The sequence below is a fragment of the Erythrobacter sp. HKB08 genome (assembly GCF_004114695.1).
Classification (GTDB): Bacteria; Pseudomonadota; Alphaproteobacteria; order Sphingomonadales; family Sphingomonadaceae; genus Parerythrobacter_A.
Genome location: NZ_CP035310.1, coordinates 1164221 through 1181867 on the forward strand (window position 1 = coordinate 1164221; position 17647 = coordinate 1181867).

Genomic DNA, 17647 nt, shown 5'->3' on the forward strand with positions numbered 1-17647 from the left:
TTGCGGTGGAATTGCTTGCAGCAGGTTCAGCGATTGCTGACCGTTTTTCGACGAGTGGCATTCTGCAGCGCATCAACGCGCCAGAAATGTACCGGTTTTAACTCATGTCTCACGAAGAGCGGCGCCTGGTCGGCATAATGGCGGCTGCGCGGGCGAGTGGTCGCAGCCCCGAAAGGCTGGATCGATTCAGAGCGGACGCGCTTGCCAGGCTCCCATTCGACGAACATCACGAAGCTGTCGCCATGCCGAACCGAGAGGCGGCCATCCTCGTCGACCGACCATGTCGTCGAGGCGCGCAACGTGTCGCTCCCGCCATCGAGCGGCAGGTCGACCGCATTCGGACCCAGCGGCTGGCGCAGGCGCAGCAGTTCGGACATCGGCGGGTCGAGGCGGCCGAAATGTTCCATCAGGTGGTCGACGCTGCGCTCCAGTTCCTCGCGCGCGTCGGGCCACTCCTTGTTCTGGTATTCCGCCGACATGAAGGGCTTGATCATCAGCAGGGCGATCGCATCCGAGCGGCCCACGCTGTCGGCGGTAAAATCCCACTGGGCGAGGAGCGCCTGCGCCTCGGCCAGCTTGGCATCGCCCGACAGGTCGAGCGCGGCCACCTCGTCGAGCATTTGGGCGAGATAGCCCGCGCGCTCGTAGGCGACATCGTATTTGATGCGCTCGAGATTGGCCCGGTCGATGACCGGCGTCGCTTCCATCAGCTTGGTCGCCCGGCGAGAGCGATTGGTCGTCTTCAGCTCCACCCCGAGTTCAGGCGCGAAGGCAGCCGGGTCGAGGTCGCTTCCCTTGCCCGCGGCGGAGAAGGGCGTGTTGTTGGCATTATAGAGCCAGCCGCTCGCGGGGTTCACGATCTGCGGGATGCGTTCGAAATCGACGGTGCCCTGCCAGATCGCGGCGCTGTCATCGCCCGGCAGGACGCTGCGCCAGTTGTACCCCTTGGGCCGGTCGGGGATCGCGGCGTTGTAGAAATAGCCGATGTTGCCCTGCTTGTCGGCGTAGACGAAATTGGTGCTGGGAATGTCCATCCGGCCGAGGATTTCGCGAAACTCGGTCAGGTCCTTCGCCTTGTTGAGCCGGTAATAGGCATCGAGCTGGCCGAGATTGTCGATGCCGCCGTAGCGGATCGCGAAATAACCGTTGTCGTTGGCGATGACCGGACCGTGCACGCTGCGATAGACGGTTTGCGGCACCGGAAGCGTAACTGGGCCGAGCTTCACCGGCAGCACGATGTCGCGGCTTTCGAGCTCGCGCCATTCGCCATCGAGACGGTAGCGCGTCCCGCTCTCGTCCATTTCCAGCTGGTAGATGTCGACGAGGTCGGGGCGGTTGACCGTGTTGGTCCACCCGATCGTTTCGTTGTGCCCGAGGAAGGGGAAGGGGCTGCCCGGGAAGTTCGCCCCCGCATAGTGCCAGCCCTCGTTGCTCTGTACGACCAGCTCGTACCACGCGACACCGCCGCGCCACGGCTGGTGTGCGTTGGAGACGAGCCGCGTTACCCCGTCGCCCGATTTCTCCGGCGAAATAGCCCAGGCGTTGGAGCCCGCGAGCGCGCCGTCCTCGCCCATGTAGATCGGCAGGGCGCGGCGCGAGGCGGTGGTCGCAGGCTCTTCGCCATCCATGATCGGCTCGGCATCCGGCTGCCTGGTCAGGTCCTCTTCCGGTATCGCCGGGCCGAATTCGGGGCGTAGCGGCGCACCGGAAACGAGCGGTTCGATGACGTTGTTCAGGCCGAAGAAGAACGGCTGGCGCAGTGCGAAACCCGCGGCGATATCCTCGCCGTTCACCGGGAACAGGTTGGCGAGTTTGAGTTCGCCCGGATGTTCTTCGGCATACTGGTTGAGGCCGGTCGCATAGGCTTCGAACAGTTCGCGGGTGTCGGCCGGAAGCTTCGCATAGTGGCGCTGTGCCGTGCCGCGCGCGTCGAGCAAGTGGTAGACGTAGTCGACCTGCGCGCCTTCTTCGCCCGCGATCGCGCCATAGCGTCCGCGCGCCATGGCCATGACATCCTGCAGGGTGAAGAAGTCGTCCTCCGCATGGGCGATCGCCACCCCGTAGGCGACGTCGGCATCGGTCTCGCCATAAATGTGCGGCACGCCGAACTCGCTGCGCACGATTTCGGCTTCGTAGATGCGGGTGGTGGCGGGCGGTTCGCCAGCCTCCGCGTGGAACGGCTCCCACGTGATCAGCCCGACAAATACGACAAGCACGAATCCGAGCACGGCAAAGCCGATGCGACCCATCAACATTCTCCTCTTGCTGCGCAGTGCTAGCCGGAAGCGGGGGACGGGTGAAGGGGAAAGCGATTCCTTCGGGATAAGTCGGCGAGGCATCTTCCGGTCGCCGGATTCGGCTCGCTACCCGTGTGATGTGAAAGCGGAAATCACCATCGGCCACGAAATGTCGGGCGCGGACGTGCGGTTCGACATCGAGGAACTGCTCGCCACGCGCCTGCTGGTGCAGGGCAATTCGGGCAGCGGCAAGTCGCACCTCCTGCGCCGCCTGCTCGAAGAGAGCGCGAAGATGGTGCAGCAGGTGGTGATCGACCCGGAAGGCGACTTCACCTCGCTCGCCGATATCTTCGGCCATGTGGTGATCGACGGCGCGGCCTATTCGCCGCCCGAGATCGAGGCACTCGCCCGCCGGATCCGCGAGCACCGCGCGAGCGTGGTCCTCGCGCTCGAAGGGCTCGAGGTGGAGCAGCAGATCCGCTGTGCGGCGCAGTTCATCACCGCGCTTTTCGATGCCCCGCGCGAGCACTGGTATCCCGCGCTTGTCGTGGTCGACGAGGCGCAGATGTTTGCGCCTTCCGTCGCCGGCGAGATCGCGGAGGATACGCGCCGCATGACGCTTGGCGCGATGACGAACCTCATGTGCCGCGGGCGCAAGCGCGGTCTTGCCGGGATCGTCGCGACGCAGCGGCTTGCGAAACTCGCGAAGAACGTCGCTGCCGAGGCATCGAACTTCCTCATGGGGCGCACCTTCCTCGATATCGACATGGTCCGCGCGGCAGACCTGCTCGGCATGGAACGCCGCCAGGCGGAGCGTATTCGCGAGCTGGAGCGCGGGCATTTCCTTGCGCTTGGCCCGGCGATCAGCCGCAGGCCGGTCGCGGTCAAGATCGGCCCCGTCCAGTCGGGCAAGATCGCCAAGGTCGGCGGGCTGATGCCGCTCCCCGAAGCTGCGCCGGAGGACATGGAGCAATTGCTCCTGTCCGAGCTGGCCAGCGATGTCGATGAGCGGCCATCGCCTCCTCCACCCCCGCCTGCACCGAAGGTCGAGGAACTTGCGCAAAGCATCGGCTCGGCCAAGGCGGAGCCGCCGGAAGCTCCGATCGACCTCGACGGACCTTCAATCGCAGAGCAGGTGGAGGAGACCATTCTCGCCATTGCGCGCGAGGACGGCAGCACGTTCCAGTCGGCGAGCGCGCTCTACCAGACCTTCCTCCTGCGCTGCCGCAGCCAGCGCCTGATCGGGCCGCTGCCCGACATGGGCGAATTCCGCCGCCGCTTCGCCATTGCAAGCTCGGGTATCGACCGGCTGACACAAGACGACCGGCAGCGCGTCATGTCGCTTGCAGCCCATGTCGAGGACGATGTCCTCGCGCCCTTTCTCGCCATCGCGGCCGCGAATATCGAAGGCGAGAGCGCCCCGGCCGAGGAAGAACTCGCGCGGGTTTATGGTTCGAGTTCGCCCGGGCGTATCCGTCGCCTCCTCGACCATCTGGAAAAGCTCGGCCTGATCGTCATTCGCGAGGAGTTCGGCGGCGGTCGTACCATCATGGTCCCGGGGCTGGAGCAGGGCGTCAACTGACGCAGCCCAAAGGCGAATTTCCGAAAAATTTGATCCAGACCCTCGCGCGCCCGCTGCAAGGTCCTATATGTCGGTAATACACCTCGCATATTTTTGCGGGAGAGGGCTTGTGTTGCAAATATACAACACCATATCGAGCGGGAATTTAGTGAGGGAATTTCGATGAATCTGGAAAAATTCACCGACCGCGCCAAGGGTTTCCTGCAGGCCGCGCAGACCGTCGCCATCCGCATGAACCACCAGCGGATCTCGCCTGCGCACCTGCTCAAGGCGTTGCTCGACGACGACCAGGGCATGGCCGCGCAGCTGATCCAGCGCGCCGGCGGCAACCCGGGCGTCGCGATTACCGAAATCGATACCGCGCTGGGCAAGATCCCGGCAGTATCGGGCGGCGGAGCGCAGCAGACGCCGGGGCTCGACAACGATGCCGTGCGCGCGCTCGACCAGGCCGAGCAGCTTGCCGAAAAGGCGGGCGACAGCTTCGTACCGGTCCAGCGCCTCCTCCAGGCGCTCGCGCTTGCGGACAATGATGCCGGCAAGGCGCTCAAGTCTGCCGGTGTCGATGCGAAGTCGCTCGAAGCGGCGATCCAGGAAGTGACCGGCGGCCGCACCGCCGACAGCGCCGGTGCCGAAGAGAGCTACGATGCGATGAAGAAATACGCTCGCGACCTGACGCAGGCCGCGCGCGACGGCAAGCTCGACCCGGTCATCGGCCGCGACGAGGAAATCCGCCGCACGGTGCAGATCCTCGCGCGTCGTACCAAGAACAACCCTGCGCTGATCGGCGAGCCCGGCACCGGTAAGACCGCGATTGCCGAAGGCCTCGCGCTGCGCATCGCCAATGGCGACGTGCCCGACAGCCTCAAGGGCCGCACGCTCATGTCGCTCGACATGGGTGCGCTCATCGCTGGCGCAAAATATCGCGGCGAATTCGAGGAACGCCTCAAGGCGGTGCTCGACGAGGTGAAGGGTTCGGATGGCAACATCATCCTCTTCATCGACGAAATGCACACGCTGATCGGTGCCGGCGCGAGCGAGGGAAGCATGGATGCTTCCAACCTGCTCAAGCCCGCCCTTTCGCGCGGCGAGCTGCACTGCATCGGTGCGACCACGCTCGACGAATACCAGAAGTATGTCGAGAAGGACCCCGCGCTGCAGCGGCGTTTCCAGCCGGTCTTCATCGAGGAGCCGAGCGTCGAGGACACGATCTCGATCCTGCGCGGCATCAAGGACAAGTACGAGCTGCACCACGGGGTGAACATCACCGACGCGGCAATCGTCGCGGCCGCGCAGCTGTCCAACCGCTACATCCAGAACCGCTTCCTGCCCGACAAGGCGATCGACCTGATGGACGAGGCCGCCAGCCGCATCCGCATGGAAGTGGAGAGCAAGCCGGAAGAGATCGAGACGCTCGATCGCCGGATCATCCAGCTCAAGATCGAAGAGCAGGCGCTCGAGAAGGAAAAGGACGATGCCTCGAAGGATCGCCTTGCCACCCTTCGCGAGGAGCTTGCCAATCTCGAGCAGCAGTCATCCGAACTGACGACCCGCTGGCAGAACGAGCGCGACAAGATCCATGCCGAGAGCCGCATCAAGGAAGAGCTCGATGCAGCGCGCATCGAACTCGAGCAGGCGCAGCGCCAGGGCGATCTCGCCAAGGCGGGCGAGCTGTCCTACGGCACGATCCCCGAGCTCGAAAAGAAGCTCGAGGAAGCCAAGGGCCATACCGAAAACGCCCTGCTGCGCGAGGAAGTCACCGAGGAAGACATCGCCTCGGTGGTCGAACGCTGGACGGGCATCCCGGTCGACAAGATGCTCGAAGGCGAGCGCGAGAAGCTGCTGCAGATGGAGCAGATCATCGGCAAGCGCGTCATCGGGCAGGCCGCGGCGGTCGAAGCCGTTTCCAAGGCCGTGCGGCGCTCACGTGCCGGACTGCAGGATCCGAACCGTCCGCTCGGCTCGTTCCTGTTCCTCGGCCCGACCGGCGTCGGCAAGACCGAGCTGACCAAGGCGCTTGCCGAGTTCCTGTTCGACGACGACCAGGCAATGGTCCGCATCGACATGAGCGAGTTCATGGAGAAGCATGCGGTCGCACGCCTGATCGGTGCCCCTCCGGGCTACGTCGGCTACGAGGAAGGCGGCGTGCTGACCGAAGCCGTGCGGCGCCGGCCCTACCAGGTCGTGCTGTTCGACGAGGTCGAGAAGGCACATAACGACGTCTTCAACGTGCTGCTGCAGGTGCTCGACGACGGGCGCCTGACCGACGGGCAGGGCAGGGTCGTGGACTTCAGCAACACGCTGATCATCCTGACTTCGAACCTCGGCAGCCAGTTCCTCAGCCAGATGACCGACGACCAGAAGGTCGCCGATGTCGAGCCGCAGGTGATGGACGTGGTGCGCGGGCATTTCCGCCCCGAGTTCCTCAACCGGCTGGACGAGATCATCCTGTTCCACCGCCTCGGCCAGGAACACATGGCTCCGATCGTCGAGATCCAGGTGGCACGCGTCCAGAAGCTGCTCAAGGATCGCAAGATCGAGCTCGACCTGACCGATGGTGCGCTCAAGTGGCTTGGGCGGGTCGGCTACGATCCGGTCTATGGCGCGCGGCCGCTGAAGCGGGCGGTGCAGCGCTATCTGCAGGACCCGCTGGCGGACAAGATCCTGTCGGGCGAGATTCCCGATGGGACCACGGTCAAGATCGACGAGGGCGACGGCGAATTGAAGATGGCCGTGGCCTGATCGAAACCCGCCTTCCGGTCCCTGCGACCGACCCAACAAAAAAGGCCCCGGTTTCCCGGGGCCTTTCTTTTTGCAGGTCTGCCGCGACTTAGAAGTCGGCAGTGAAACCGGCGAAGAAGTAACGGCCGGTGTTGCTGAAGATACCCGAGCCTGCACCGCCGCCCGTGAGGGCGAACGGGGGAAGCTTGTCGGTCAGGTTGTCGACGCCAGCGTAGAAGTTGAACTGGTCGTTCACCTGGAAGTCCAGGCGAATGTCGTGATACGCGCGGACCGGGTAGTACACTTCTGCGGTGAAGTCCGGGTTTGCCGGCGGAGCGGTAACCAGTTCGCCCACCGTACAAGCCGTCGTGGTACGCGGAATGACACCGCCACCGGCACCGTCCGAGATACACTCGGTGGTGAAGGGCACGTAGTTCTCGGCAGCGCCGATGAACTGCTTGTCGATCCAGCGCATGCCATAGGACAGCGTGATCGGACCGCGACGATACGAAGCGTTGAAGTTGAACGCCCATTCCGGATCGCCCAGTTCGCCCTTCACGCGGTTCGGCAGGTCGGGGTTGTCGACATCGAGGAAGTTCGTGCGGTCGAGCACGTGCGTTGCGATGAGACGGAGGCTGATCCGGTCATCGTTGTCGAACGTGTGCGAGTAACGAACGTCGAAGTCGATACCTTCTGCGGTCAGGTTCGCATAGTTGATCGGCGCGATGTTGAGCGCGTTCGTCGTTGCGAGCGAACCGTCGGCTTCACGCGGAGCTACCAGCGGGCAGAAGTTGTTGTTCAGATCCGGCGCGTCGTAGCAGTTTGCGAGGATCTGGTTGCCGCTGATGTTCGCGATAACGCGGGCGACGTCGATGTTGTAATAGTCGACCGATGCCGAGAAACCCGGAAGGAAGCTCGGCTGGAAGACTGCACCGACGGTCCAGCTGTCCGAAGTTTCAGCCTCGAGGAACGGGTTACCGCCCTGCAGGACCGAACGGTTACCCGTCACCGGATCGGTGAAGCCCACCGGAACACCGTCGGCGCGGCAGTTCGCTTCACGCGTTGCCGTACCGTTGTTGATGTTCGCAGCATCGCACGGGTCGTTCAGGAACAGGAAGTTCTCCGTTGCCGGCGAGAACAGGTTGCTGAGCGTGGGCGATCGCACTGCGCGCGAGTAGTTCGCACGAAGGCGGAGGTCTTCGACCGGCGACCAGATCAGGTTGCCGTTGTACGCCCAGACGCCGCCGGTCTGGCCAGCACCCGAGTTGTAGTCCGAGTAACGCGCAGCACCCGACACGGTCAGTTCGTTGAAGAACGGCATGTCGGCGAGAAGCGGAATCTCGAGCTCGCCGAAGAACTCGAGAACTTCGAGTGCCGGCGGATCGAATTCGCTGAAGGCGTTGAAGAAGGTCGCGCCCGAAGCCGAGAGGGCATCCGGAACCGAGTAAGCGGTCTCACGACGCCACTCAGTACCTACGACGACCGAAACCGGACCGCCCGGAAGCTCGAAGAAGGGCGAGCTGTCGGTGCTGATGTAGGCCAGGAAGTCGTACTGCTCGGCCTTATCGTCCAGCGTCGAGTTGGTCAGGATGTAGTCGAGTGCCGCCTGGCTCGGTGCACCGAAGCCAAAGATGTTGATCGGCACACAAGCTGCATCGTCGTTCGTCGTGTCGGCATCGGCATTGATGCGGCAGACGATCTGGCCGCTGCCGTTACGCACGGCGTCGACCGCGTTGCGCGTGTTCTGGTAGATGATCTGGTTCTGGGCAGCGAGGTTGCTTTCGAAACGACCATAGGTGAACGAAACGTCGTAGCGGGTGTTCGAAGCGATATCGCCTTCGAAGCCGGCAACGAAGCGCCAGGTTTCGCGGGTCACATCATCGTTGCGCGTACCGAAGTCGGTGTTGTTGCGGTTGATGAAGAAGCCCTGCGAAGCCGCTCCGCCGACGCCCGGCGGGAAGCCGAAGCCCTGCAGCAGCTCGTCCTGGATCTGACGCAGCGTCACAACGTCCGCCGGGTTGAGGAAGGCGTTGTCGAAATCGACGAAGAAGAACGCAGAAGTCGCGCCATCCGCACAGCTCGGGTTGAGACCCGAAGCGCCGCTCAAACCGCCGCAGAAGCTGTTGAAGAAAGTCGGCGTGCCCTGACCGAGAGCATCGATGCGAGCATACTTCGCTTCGATGTAGGGACGGAACGCCGGGCTCACTTCGTAGCTTGCAAGCAGGTTGATGTTGTAGCGCTCGATGTCCGGGATCAGCGTGCCTTCAGCGAGAGCCGAGCCGGTGCCGCCAACGGCGAGGCCGTTGAAGCTCTGGCCATTCTCCTCACGGAACAGGCGGCCATTCTGGTCGAAGCGCAGGCGAGCTGCATTGCCTGCCGCGTCGCAGGCGAGCGGCTGGACCGCTGCACCGAAGATACAGAACGTCTGAACCGTACCGCCTTCAGAAATGAAGTCGAGGAACAGGTTGTCCTGCAGAACGGTGTCCGGATTGCCGTCCGAGTTGCTGAGCTCGGTGTCGCTGTCGACGGTCACGAAGCTGGTGAAGCCGATGCCGAAGCCCGAGATGTCCGGGCGCTGCGAGTTCAGCACGCGGTCGATCTTGGTATATTCACCGACAAGGGCGACGTTACCACGACCGTCTGCGAAGTTCTTACCCCAAGCGGCGGAGATGTTGTAACGGCCGTTGTCGCCGCGCTCCGAGATACCGGCCTGGCCGCTGACTTCGAAACCTTCGTAGTCGCGCTTGAGGACGAAGTTCACGACCCCTGCGATAGCGTCCGAACCGTAAACGGCCGAGGAACCGCCGGTCACGACGTCCACGCGCTCGAGCAGTTCGAACGGGATGGTGTTCACGTCAACCTGGAAGTCGCCGGCGCTCGCCGTGATGTGGCGGCGGCCGTTGACCAGCGTCAGCGTACGGCTGGTGCCGAGGCCGCGAAGGTCGAGGATGTTGAGGCCGGTGGTGCCGATGAAGCGCTGCGAGTTCGAGGTGTTGAAGGTCGAACGAAGCGACGGAAGGTCGTTCAGCGCGTCGCCCAGGGAGAGGGCGCCGTCGTTGAGGAGTTCACCTGCTTCAACCGTCGTAACCGGAACCGGCGAGTCGAGGTTCGGCTTCGCGATACGCGTACCCGAAACGATGATGAGCTGCTGTTCGGCCGGAGCTTCTGCGCTGTCGCAGACGCCGTTGCCGTCGGCATCGATGCAGTCGGGAGCGTCAGCATCCGCGTCCTGCGCGTAGGCAGGCGTGGCGAATGCGGCGAGCGACATTGCCGCGAGGCCTGCGCCTGCAAAGAAACGGCCCTTCGCAAGGCCGATGGTTGAAGAGGTTTTTCTCATGAGTTTCCAGTCCCCATAGGAAGCCGGTACGACCCGGCCGGATTGAATGAAATCATTCTTGTAAGAGCTCGCCAGCCTTCCCCAGACCGACGCGCATCGGAGGGGGATGCTTTACCGGGGGCAGGGTATCAATCGGATTCAGGCCAAAATTCCGAGTTTGCAGGCATTCTGTGTCGCATCGGCAACACAACTGTCGCCCAGCACTGCTTTGGTGGGGTTTTTCGCCCTGAAAGCGGGTGCGGACACAGCGGTTGGCTGCGCCCTCGAAGGTAGAATCACCGAACGCAAAAAGGCCCGGTCGCGATTTGCAACCGGGCCTATTTTCTTGCGTCACCAAATCCGGTGCGTGCCGAGGGTTATTCGATCCGCCGTCCCTTGACGCCGTTCTGGCCGTTGATTCGCACCCAGTAACTACCGAGCGCCGCGCGTTCGAACTCGACCGTGTCGCCGACCTTCACCCGGGCCAGGCGCATGGGCGCATCGGCCACCCGCCACACCGCACCGCCTTCCTCGATCCGGAAAACAAACGCATCGCGTTCGTAGTAGCGGACACTGGTGATGGTGGAGGTCAACAGTTCCTTTTCGTCCTCGTCGTCGCCGCCGCCGAACAGGCCGATCTTGGGCAGGTTGAAGCCGAAGAGGCTGCGCCGCGTCTTCATGACGTCTTCGCTGTCGAGCAGCCTGACTTCGCCTTCCTCGGTGGCCTTGACGACCTGTCCGACTGCCTGGTCGTAGCAGGCAAGGCGCTCGTCATTGTTTTCAACCGCCTGGCATTCCTTGAGGCGATCTAGGTAATTGCCTTGCGAGTCAGTGGCCGATTGATCCTGTGCCTGGGCATTAAATGCCAAGAGGCCGACAGATACACACAGGCCGAGCGTCATAATCTTGCTTGAACGGGTCACGAACAACCTCCGGGAATCGGGTAATTTCTCGCCATATTGCTCGCACATGCAGGCGTGGAAACCAACTGTAACTGGAAAGTCACACTCGCCAGTTTCCCCACGCCAAACGGGCTTGCGCGATTGCGAAGAACCCTTGCGTTGGCCTAGACGGCGCACATTCGGGCGATTTGTCCGAACTGCAAACCTAGTTTGAATGGGCGCCAAGGGGGCGTTCATGGATAAGGGGATTGGAATGTCCAACCGTTTTAACAAAGCCGCTCTGCTGACCGGCACGATCATGGCTGGTGCCATGGTCGCTGTTCCGGCTCATGCGCAGGATGCGGATCCGGCCATGGGCTCGGAAGCTGCAATGCAGGGCGACGACGATTTCATCATCGTCACCGGCTCGCGCATTCAGCGCCGCGTCAACGTCGAAACCGCTGCGCCGGTCGCAGTCGTCGATGCCGAGGAATTCGAACTGTCGGGTACCGTCAACGTCGAGAACGTTGTCAACACCCTCCCGCAGGTCATTCCGGGCTTCACCTCGAACTCGAACAACCCGGGTACCGGTACCGCTACGCTGAACCTTCGTGGTCTCGGCTCGGCCCGTACGCTGGTTCTCGTCAACGGCCGCCGCTGGCTGTCGTACGACACCTCGCAGATCGTCGACCTTAACACGATCCCGAACTTCCTGCTCGACAGCGTCGACGTCGTTACCGGCGGTGCTTCGGCAGTCTACGGTTCGGACGCTATGTCGGGCGTCGTCAACTTCCGCCTCAAGGACGTCGATGGCGTCGAACTGGGCGGCCAGTACTCGATCACCGAGCGTGGCGACGGCGAGCGCTATCAGCTGCACGGTGCAATCGGCACCTCGTTCGACGATGGTCGCGGTAGCGCAACCGTCTTCGCCGAGTACTACAACCGTTCGTCCATCTTCCAGGGCGACCGCGCGTTCTCGAACTTCGCGCTGGGCGGTGAAAGCTTCGGCCTCGACCTGCTCCAGTTCGGTTCGTCGACCGTTCCGCAGGGCCGTTTCAACGCTCCGGGCAGCGTCGTCATTGACGCAGCGGGCAATACGGCACCGCTCGCTTCGGGTCTCGTCATCGACGACGGTATCTTCGACACCCCGGGCGCTCCGCGTCGCCGTGCCGGCGACACCTACAACTACGCACCGGTCAACTACCTGCAGATCCCGCAGGAGCGTTACCTCCTCGGCGGTTACGCAGACTACGAGTTCACCGACGGCCACGAGTTCTACACGGAAGTTGCTTTCGTCAACAACCGCGTCGCTCAGGAGCTGGCGGCTACTCCGGTCACCGGTACGTTCAACATCGATATCGCTACTGTCTCGCCGTTCCTGAGCCAGCAGACGATCAACGAACTCAACATTCTGGACCAGCGTGAAGCCGCTGCCAGCGCTCAGCGTGTTGCAAACGGCCTTTCGCCGCTTTCGACCGCCGAGCTCGGCGTCGTCAGCGCATTCGTCCAGCGTCGTGTTCTCGAAACCGGCCCGCGTAACAGCCTCGACGAGCGTAACGCTTTCCGTGTGCTCGGCGGTGTCCGCGGTTCGATCACCGACAACCTGAACTACGATGCCTACTACATGTATGCTCGTACGCGTAACGCCAACGTCCAGCAGGGTAACGTCTCGCGCTCGGCCTTCCAGGCTGGCCTCGACGGCACCGGTACGCCGATCAACATCTTCGGCCTCAACACCCTGACGCCGGCAATGGTCGATGCGTTCAGCATCCAGGCACAGAACGGCGACATCTCGACCATGGAAGTTGCTTCGGGCGCCATCTCCGGCTTCCTCGGCAACCTCGGCATGGGCGGTGACGACATCGGCTTCGCAGTCGGTGCCGAGTATCGCAAGGTCGGCTCGCGCTTCATTCCGGACACCGCGCTTTCGTCGGGTGACGTCATCGGCTTCAACGCCGGCGATGCAACCGAAGGTAGCTACGACGTCAAGGAACTGTTCGCCGAGCTCAACATTCCGATCCTCGGTCCGGAATCGGGCGTCGAACGTCTCGAAATCACCGGTGCGGCTCGCTACTCCGACTACTCGCTCGACGCGGTTGGCGGTGTGTGGACCTATGCCGGCGGCATCGAGTTCGCTCCGATCCCCGACGTTACGCTGCGCGGTCAGTACCAGCGTGCAGTTCGCGCTCCGAACGTGGGCGAGCTGTTCGGTGGTCAGGCCATCGGCTTCCCGGGCGCAACCGACCCGTGTGCTGATGCGAACTTCATCGCGAACAACCCGGGTGCAGACCAGGTCTGTATCGCTACGGGTGTTCCGGCTGCAAACGTCGGTAACGCTGCAGTGGTTCAGCTGAACCCGCAGATCCCGGCTCTGTTCGGTGGTAACCCGAACCTGCAGGAAGAAACCTCGACCAGCTGGACCGCCGGTGTCGTTCTGCAGCCGCAGTTCGTTCCGGGTCTGACGATCACGGCCGACTACTTCGACATCGTGATCGAAGACGCGATCTCGATCGCTGGTGGTAGCCTCCAGGGCCTGATGAACCTCTGCTACGGCGACGTGCAGGACGTTAACAGCCCGGTCTGCCGTCCGTTCGTTGGTATCCGTAACAACGACGGTGCCATCACGGTCGACGCTCCGCCGCTGGTCGCTGGCGTCAACATCGCAGAACTCGGCGTCTCGGGTGTCGACCTTCAGGTCAACTACACCACGACGCTTCCGTTCTCGCTCCTGACCGACACCGGTGAGCAGCGCTTCAACCTGAACTTCCTCGGCACCTGGACGGAGAGCTCCTTCTTCCAGCCGGTCGCTGCGCTTCCGCGTACGATCGAATGTGCTGGCGAGTTCGGCGGCGAGTGCGGCGAACCGACCCCGTCGTTCAAGTGGACGGCACGCGCCTCGTTCATCGATGGTCCGCTGACCACCTCGATCCGCTGGCGTCACCTGAGCGGTGTTGAAGACGATGACGTGGATGTCCTCTACACGGACTTCAACGGTATCGAGCGCATCAACGCTTACGACCTGGTCGACCTGACCTTCTCGTTCGAAGCTAACGAGAACATCACGGTTGCCCTGGGTGTGAACAACCTGTTCGACACTCTCCCGGGTACGCCTGAGTTCGACGCGAACGGCTTCGTCACGAACCGTCCGAACTCGCTGCTGCTTGGTGACAACCAGGAGCAGGCCAACACCTACCCGAGCACCTACGACGTGCTTGGTCGCGACTTCTTCGCTTCGGTCTCGGTTAAGTTCTAATCGACACCGCTGCGAAGCAGCACGAAATCGGGCGGCGAACCTTCGGGTTCGCCGCCCTTTTTCTTTGCGCTACCAACAAGCGCGCATGAGCAGGCTCGGCGCCGCTAGCGCGAGCTGGCCAGGATTTTGAGATACGGTGAGCTAGTCCGCGTGGCGGAAGACGCGGAAGTCCGCGAAGGGCGCGGCGTCCGGACCCTCGCGCAGGGGCGTCGAGGAAACCTGCTGCAATCCGCCCGCAGTGCAGGCGGCAAGGAAGGCGATCTCGTCCTTCGTCGTATTGCAAGCCGCTTCGAGCGAGGCGATCCGCCCAAGCTCGTTCTTCGCCTTGAGCGCAATCGTATCGAGCGTGCGGGCGACATTTGCCGGAAGGTCGCGCTGACCCATCATCAGGGTCTGGCGAATGGCTTCCGATATTTCCCAAGCAGCTGACCGGGCACCGAAACGCTGCGCCCCTTCAAGCGGAGCGCTGGCGATCTTCGGCGGGAAGATGGCTATGCCGGTGCCGCGCAGCGCAAGGCTGCGCTTGGCGATGGCGAAGAGGTCCTGCTCTTCCACCACCCATGCAATCTGCTCGCGGCGCGCCAGATTGTGGGCGAGGATCGGTCCATCGGCGCGGTGCGTCATGAAGGCGATCGCGCCACCGGGTTCGACCACCCGGGCAATCTCGCGGGCGGCCTTTTCCGTGTCACCATATTCGAAACCGAACTGGCTGACTGCGGCTGAAAAGAAGTCGTCGCGAAAGGGCAAGTCTTCCATGGCGACGCTGGTATGGATCTTGGCCTTGGTCGGCGGCGCGGGAAGCTCCTGTGCCAGGTCGCAGCCGGTCAGCTTCAGGTCGCCCCTGTTTTCGGCAATCCAGCCGAGCACGCGGCCGTCACCGGTCGCGATGTCGAGCAGCCGGGCTTTCTGTGGCAGGCCCTTGGCGAACTCCACCCAGGCCGACTGCTGGACGGCATCGATGCCCTGCCAGCCTGCGGGAAGGCAGCCGCCCCCATCGCTCTCGACATTATCGGCCCAGAAGTCGTTCCATGCAGACGCGTGATCTTTCCCCATGGCGACTAACCTTGCACGAGGCTGACGTCGAAAGCCACCGTCATCCGGCGTGCCGATTCAAACGGGCGTGTGCCGTGGTAGAGTGTGCTCGGGAACAGGGCGAGATGCGCCTCTCGCGGTTCGATCATGCGGATCGGGCCGAGATCGAGCCGCAAGTCGGGCGGGGGCCTGCCGAGTTCCAGCCAGCCCGCATGCGAATCGTCTCCGCCCAGTTCAGGAAGCTGGCAGTAAAGCGCGGAGGAGATCACCCCCTGCGGGTGGATATGCGAGGTATGGAAATCCCCGCCGCCCGACAGGCGCACCGACCAGGAACCGGTGATGTGCCACGGAGCGTCACGATGCCGCAGGATCGGATGCGCTGGATCGGCAGGAGGCATCTTCGAGCGGTGCTCCTCGACCGTCGCGAGAATGGCCTCGTGCAAGGCGGCGATCTCGGGCTCGGTACGGTGGAACAGGATCCCGCGTGTCTGGCTCCCTCCGCGCAGGGACTGGCCGAGCGGCAGCGGTGAATTGTCATGCAGGCGGTGGAGCAGTGCGATGGCAGGCGGCAGCACGCGTTCGGCGTCATGCAGCGGCCTCAGCTCGTGGAGCCCCTCCTGGTGATGGAGCCATTCCTCGCGCGGATCGCCGGTCAGACGCCAGACGATACCGCGCAGCGCCCATGCGCCGATATCATCGGGTGAATGCGCAACTGCCTTGTCGAGCAAGGCTTCCGCCAGGTCGTATTCGCCGCGCCTGATCCGGTGGCGCGTCTCGTGGACATGCCAGTCGAGCGCATCGATCTGGAATTCGGCGAAGATTTCCTCCGCCCGGTCATCATCACCTGCAGCCCCGGCGTAGACAGCCTCGAGCAAGGCGAAATGCGGCTTGTCGGGAAACGCCTTGTGCGCCCGCGCCGCGACTTCGGTCGCCTGCTCGTTATAGTCGAGCCCTGCGAGCGTCCTGCACCACGCGTCGAGGATGTTCGGGTCCTGCGGAACTTTCGCGGCGGCGTCGCCATAGTGCGAGGTGAAGTCCTCCTCGCCGGCCGCAAGCCGCAACTGCGCGAGGAATTGCAATCCTTCGGGCCACGCAGGGGCCTGCTGGACGACCTGCTCCATGATATTGCGCGCGCCGGTCGTCTCGCCGAGCACATCGAGCGCCTGCGCCTTGCCGAGCCAGAGGTATGGATTGCCCGGATCGTGCTGCAGCGCGCGGTCGAAGCGGGCGAGGGCGTCGGCCTCTCCGCGCTCCAGCGCGACGCTGGCGCGGCCGACGAGCGCCTTGGGCCGCGCGGGCTCTATGGACAACGCGCGGTCGTACCATTTCGCTGCAGCCTCGGCATGGCCCGCGCCGCGCTCCGCATTGGCGCGGGTCGAACAGTAATGCGCGAAGGCTGCCGCCTGCGTCTCGATCCGCTTGAGCACTTTGAGCGCATCATGGTGACGGTTCGCATTCGACAGCGCGATTGCCTGGTCGATTGCGAAGTCGAATTGTCCCGGGGCCAGTTCATATGCCTTGCCGAAGTGCTCAGCCGCCTCGACCGGTTCGCCGAGGGACAGGAGCACATTGCCCGCACCATGCCACAGCTGAGCTTCGCGCGGATAGGCGGCGAGGGCATCGCGCAGGATGGCGTGGGCTCCGGCATTGTCGCCCGATTGAGCGGCCGCGGCGGCCTTGTTGTACCAGCCCTGTGCGGACAGTCCGCTCATCGGTCGCGCACCCACCCGGTGATTGCGTAGCGCCCGACCGGCGCGAAGGGCGCGACATACTGCACCGAGTGCAATTGCGGCACGAGGAACATGTTGAGCGCGTTGAAGCGCGGACGGTAGCCTTCGATGATGTCGCCATCCTCGTTGTGGAACACCAGGTGGCCGCCCCAGTCGGGCTTCCAGTCGTCGATGGTGAAGTTCATCACATAGGCGATGCGCCACCCTTCGGCGACGTGGCTGTCGCTGTGCTGTGCGAGGAAGTGGTTCTGCGCATAGAGCGTCGCCTGTCCGTCGGCCTTTACCAGCTCCTTCAGCCCGGTGACGTCGCGCACCAGGTCGAGAAAGCCGGGGGCGTTGATATATTCGAGCAGCAATTCGTGCGGGCCGCCGGGCGCGAAACCTTTCTGCACCGCCTGCACGAGGCTGAACTGGGCATAGCGAAAGCCGTAGTCGCCGCCGCGCACGGCATCGTCGACCGCCTTGTAGAGTTCCTGCAAGCGGCGCTGGCCGTTGGGCGTGCGTAGCTGGGCGGGAAGCACCTGCTGCGGCCCTGGCGGATCGGCGATCCCCGCCTGCGCCGCGATGCCCCACGGCGTTTGCTGGGAGAGGATATTGCGGATCTCCTCCGCCGTCTCGCGCGTCAGGAAGTCGCGGATCTGGATGCGCTTGTTGCGCGCGAACTCCTCCGCCAGCGCCGCGCGATCGAGTGCCGGATTGATTTCGAACAGTGCCTTGACCATCTCCGCGCACACTAGGCCGCTACGCCTTGCTCGCAAGAGGGCTGCCATAAAGATGCGCAACTATCGGGGTAGGGCAGGCCGCATCCGGAGTCGCAGGTCATAGCGCTTGACCCCTCAGGCAGCGCGACCTAACGCTTACGCAAACGGAAAGTCAGAAGACAAATTCCACCGGGAGA

9 protein-coding genes are annotated in these 17647 nt (G+C 63.5%); 3 read left to right on the forward strand and 6 right to left on the reverse strand.

The features are described 5' to 3' along the window. Positions 1–26: 26 nt before the first annotated feature. Positions 27–2249 carry a penicillin acylase family protein gene (locus EO245_RS05515; protein ID WP_128891985.1) on the reverse strand — a complete coding sequence of 741 codons (2223 nt, stop codon included), beginning with the start codon at positions 2247–2249 and terminating at the stop codon, positions 27–29. A gap of 127 nt (positions 2250–2376) precedes the next feature. On the opposite strand from EO245_RS05515, the gene EO245_RS05520 reads away from it, so the two are divergent. Next, entirely contained in the window at positions 2377–3819 is a 1443-nt protein-coding gene (locus EO245_RS05520; RefSeq protein WP_128891986.1) for an ATP-binding protein, read from the forward strand. Between the two features lie 162 nt (positions 3820–3981). Beyond that, entirely contained in the window at positions 3982–6558 is a 2577-nt protein-coding gene (gene clpB, locus EO245_RS05525) for an ATP-dependent chaperone ClpB (RefSeq protein WP_128891987.1), read from the forward strand. Between the two features lie 88 nt (positions 6559–6646). Here clpB and EO245_RS05530 read toward each other — a convergent pair whose 3' ends face one another. Continuing rightward, positions 6647–9874 carry a TonB-dependent receptor domain-containing protein gene (locus tag EO245_RS05530; protein WP_128891988.1) on the reverse strand — a complete coding sequence of 1076 codons (3228 nt, stop codon included), beginning with the start codon at positions 9872–9874 and terminating at the stop codon, positions 6647–6649. A 356-nt stretch (positions 9875–10230) separates the two neighbouring features. Beyond that, positions 10231–10824, reverse strand: coding sequence for a hypothetical protein (locus EO245_RS05535; RefSeq protein WP_234026971.1), 594 nt, complete (start codon positions 10822–10824; stop codon positions 10231–10233). Positions 10825–11008: 184 nt separating this feature from the next. Here EO245_RS05535 and EO245_RS05540 point away from each other — a divergent pair, with 184 nt between their 5' ends. Beyond that, positions 11009–13987 carry a TonB-dependent receptor domain-containing protein gene (locus EO245_RS05540; RefSeq protein ID WP_128891989.1) on the forward strand — a complete coding sequence of 993 codons (2979 nt, stop codon included), beginning with the start codon at positions 11009–11011 and terminating at the stop codon, positions 13985–13987. Between the two features lie 141 nt (positions 13988–14128). Here EO245_RS05540 and EO245_RS05545 read toward each other — a convergent pair whose 3' ends face one another. Genes EO245_RS05545 through EO245_RS05555 form a run of 3 tightly spaced genes read right to left on the reverse strand, consistent with a single transcriptional unit; the run spans position 14129 to position 17471 of the window. Next, positions 14129–15040, reverse strand: coding sequence for a class I SAM-dependent methyltransferase (locus tag EO245_RS05545; protein WP_128891990.1), 912 nt, complete (start codon positions 15038–15040; stop codon positions 14129–14131). Positions 15041–15045: 5 nt separating this feature from the next. Next, positions 15046–16731: a tetratricopeptide repeat protein gene (locus tag EO245_RS05550; RefSeq protein WP_128891991.1), complete on the reverse strand. Its 1686-nt coding sequence runs from the start codon at positions 16729–16731 to the stop codon at positions 15046–15048. Further along, positions 16728–17471, reverse strand: a complete 744-nt coding sequence (locus tag EO245_RS05555; RefSeq protein WP_128891992.1) for a 2OG-Fe(II) oxygenase family protein — start codon at positions 17469–17471, stop codon at positions 16728–16730. The genes EO245_RS05550 and EO245_RS05555 overlap by 4 nt, the downstream gene beginning before the upstream one ends. Positions 17472–17647 lie beyond the last annotated feature (176 nt).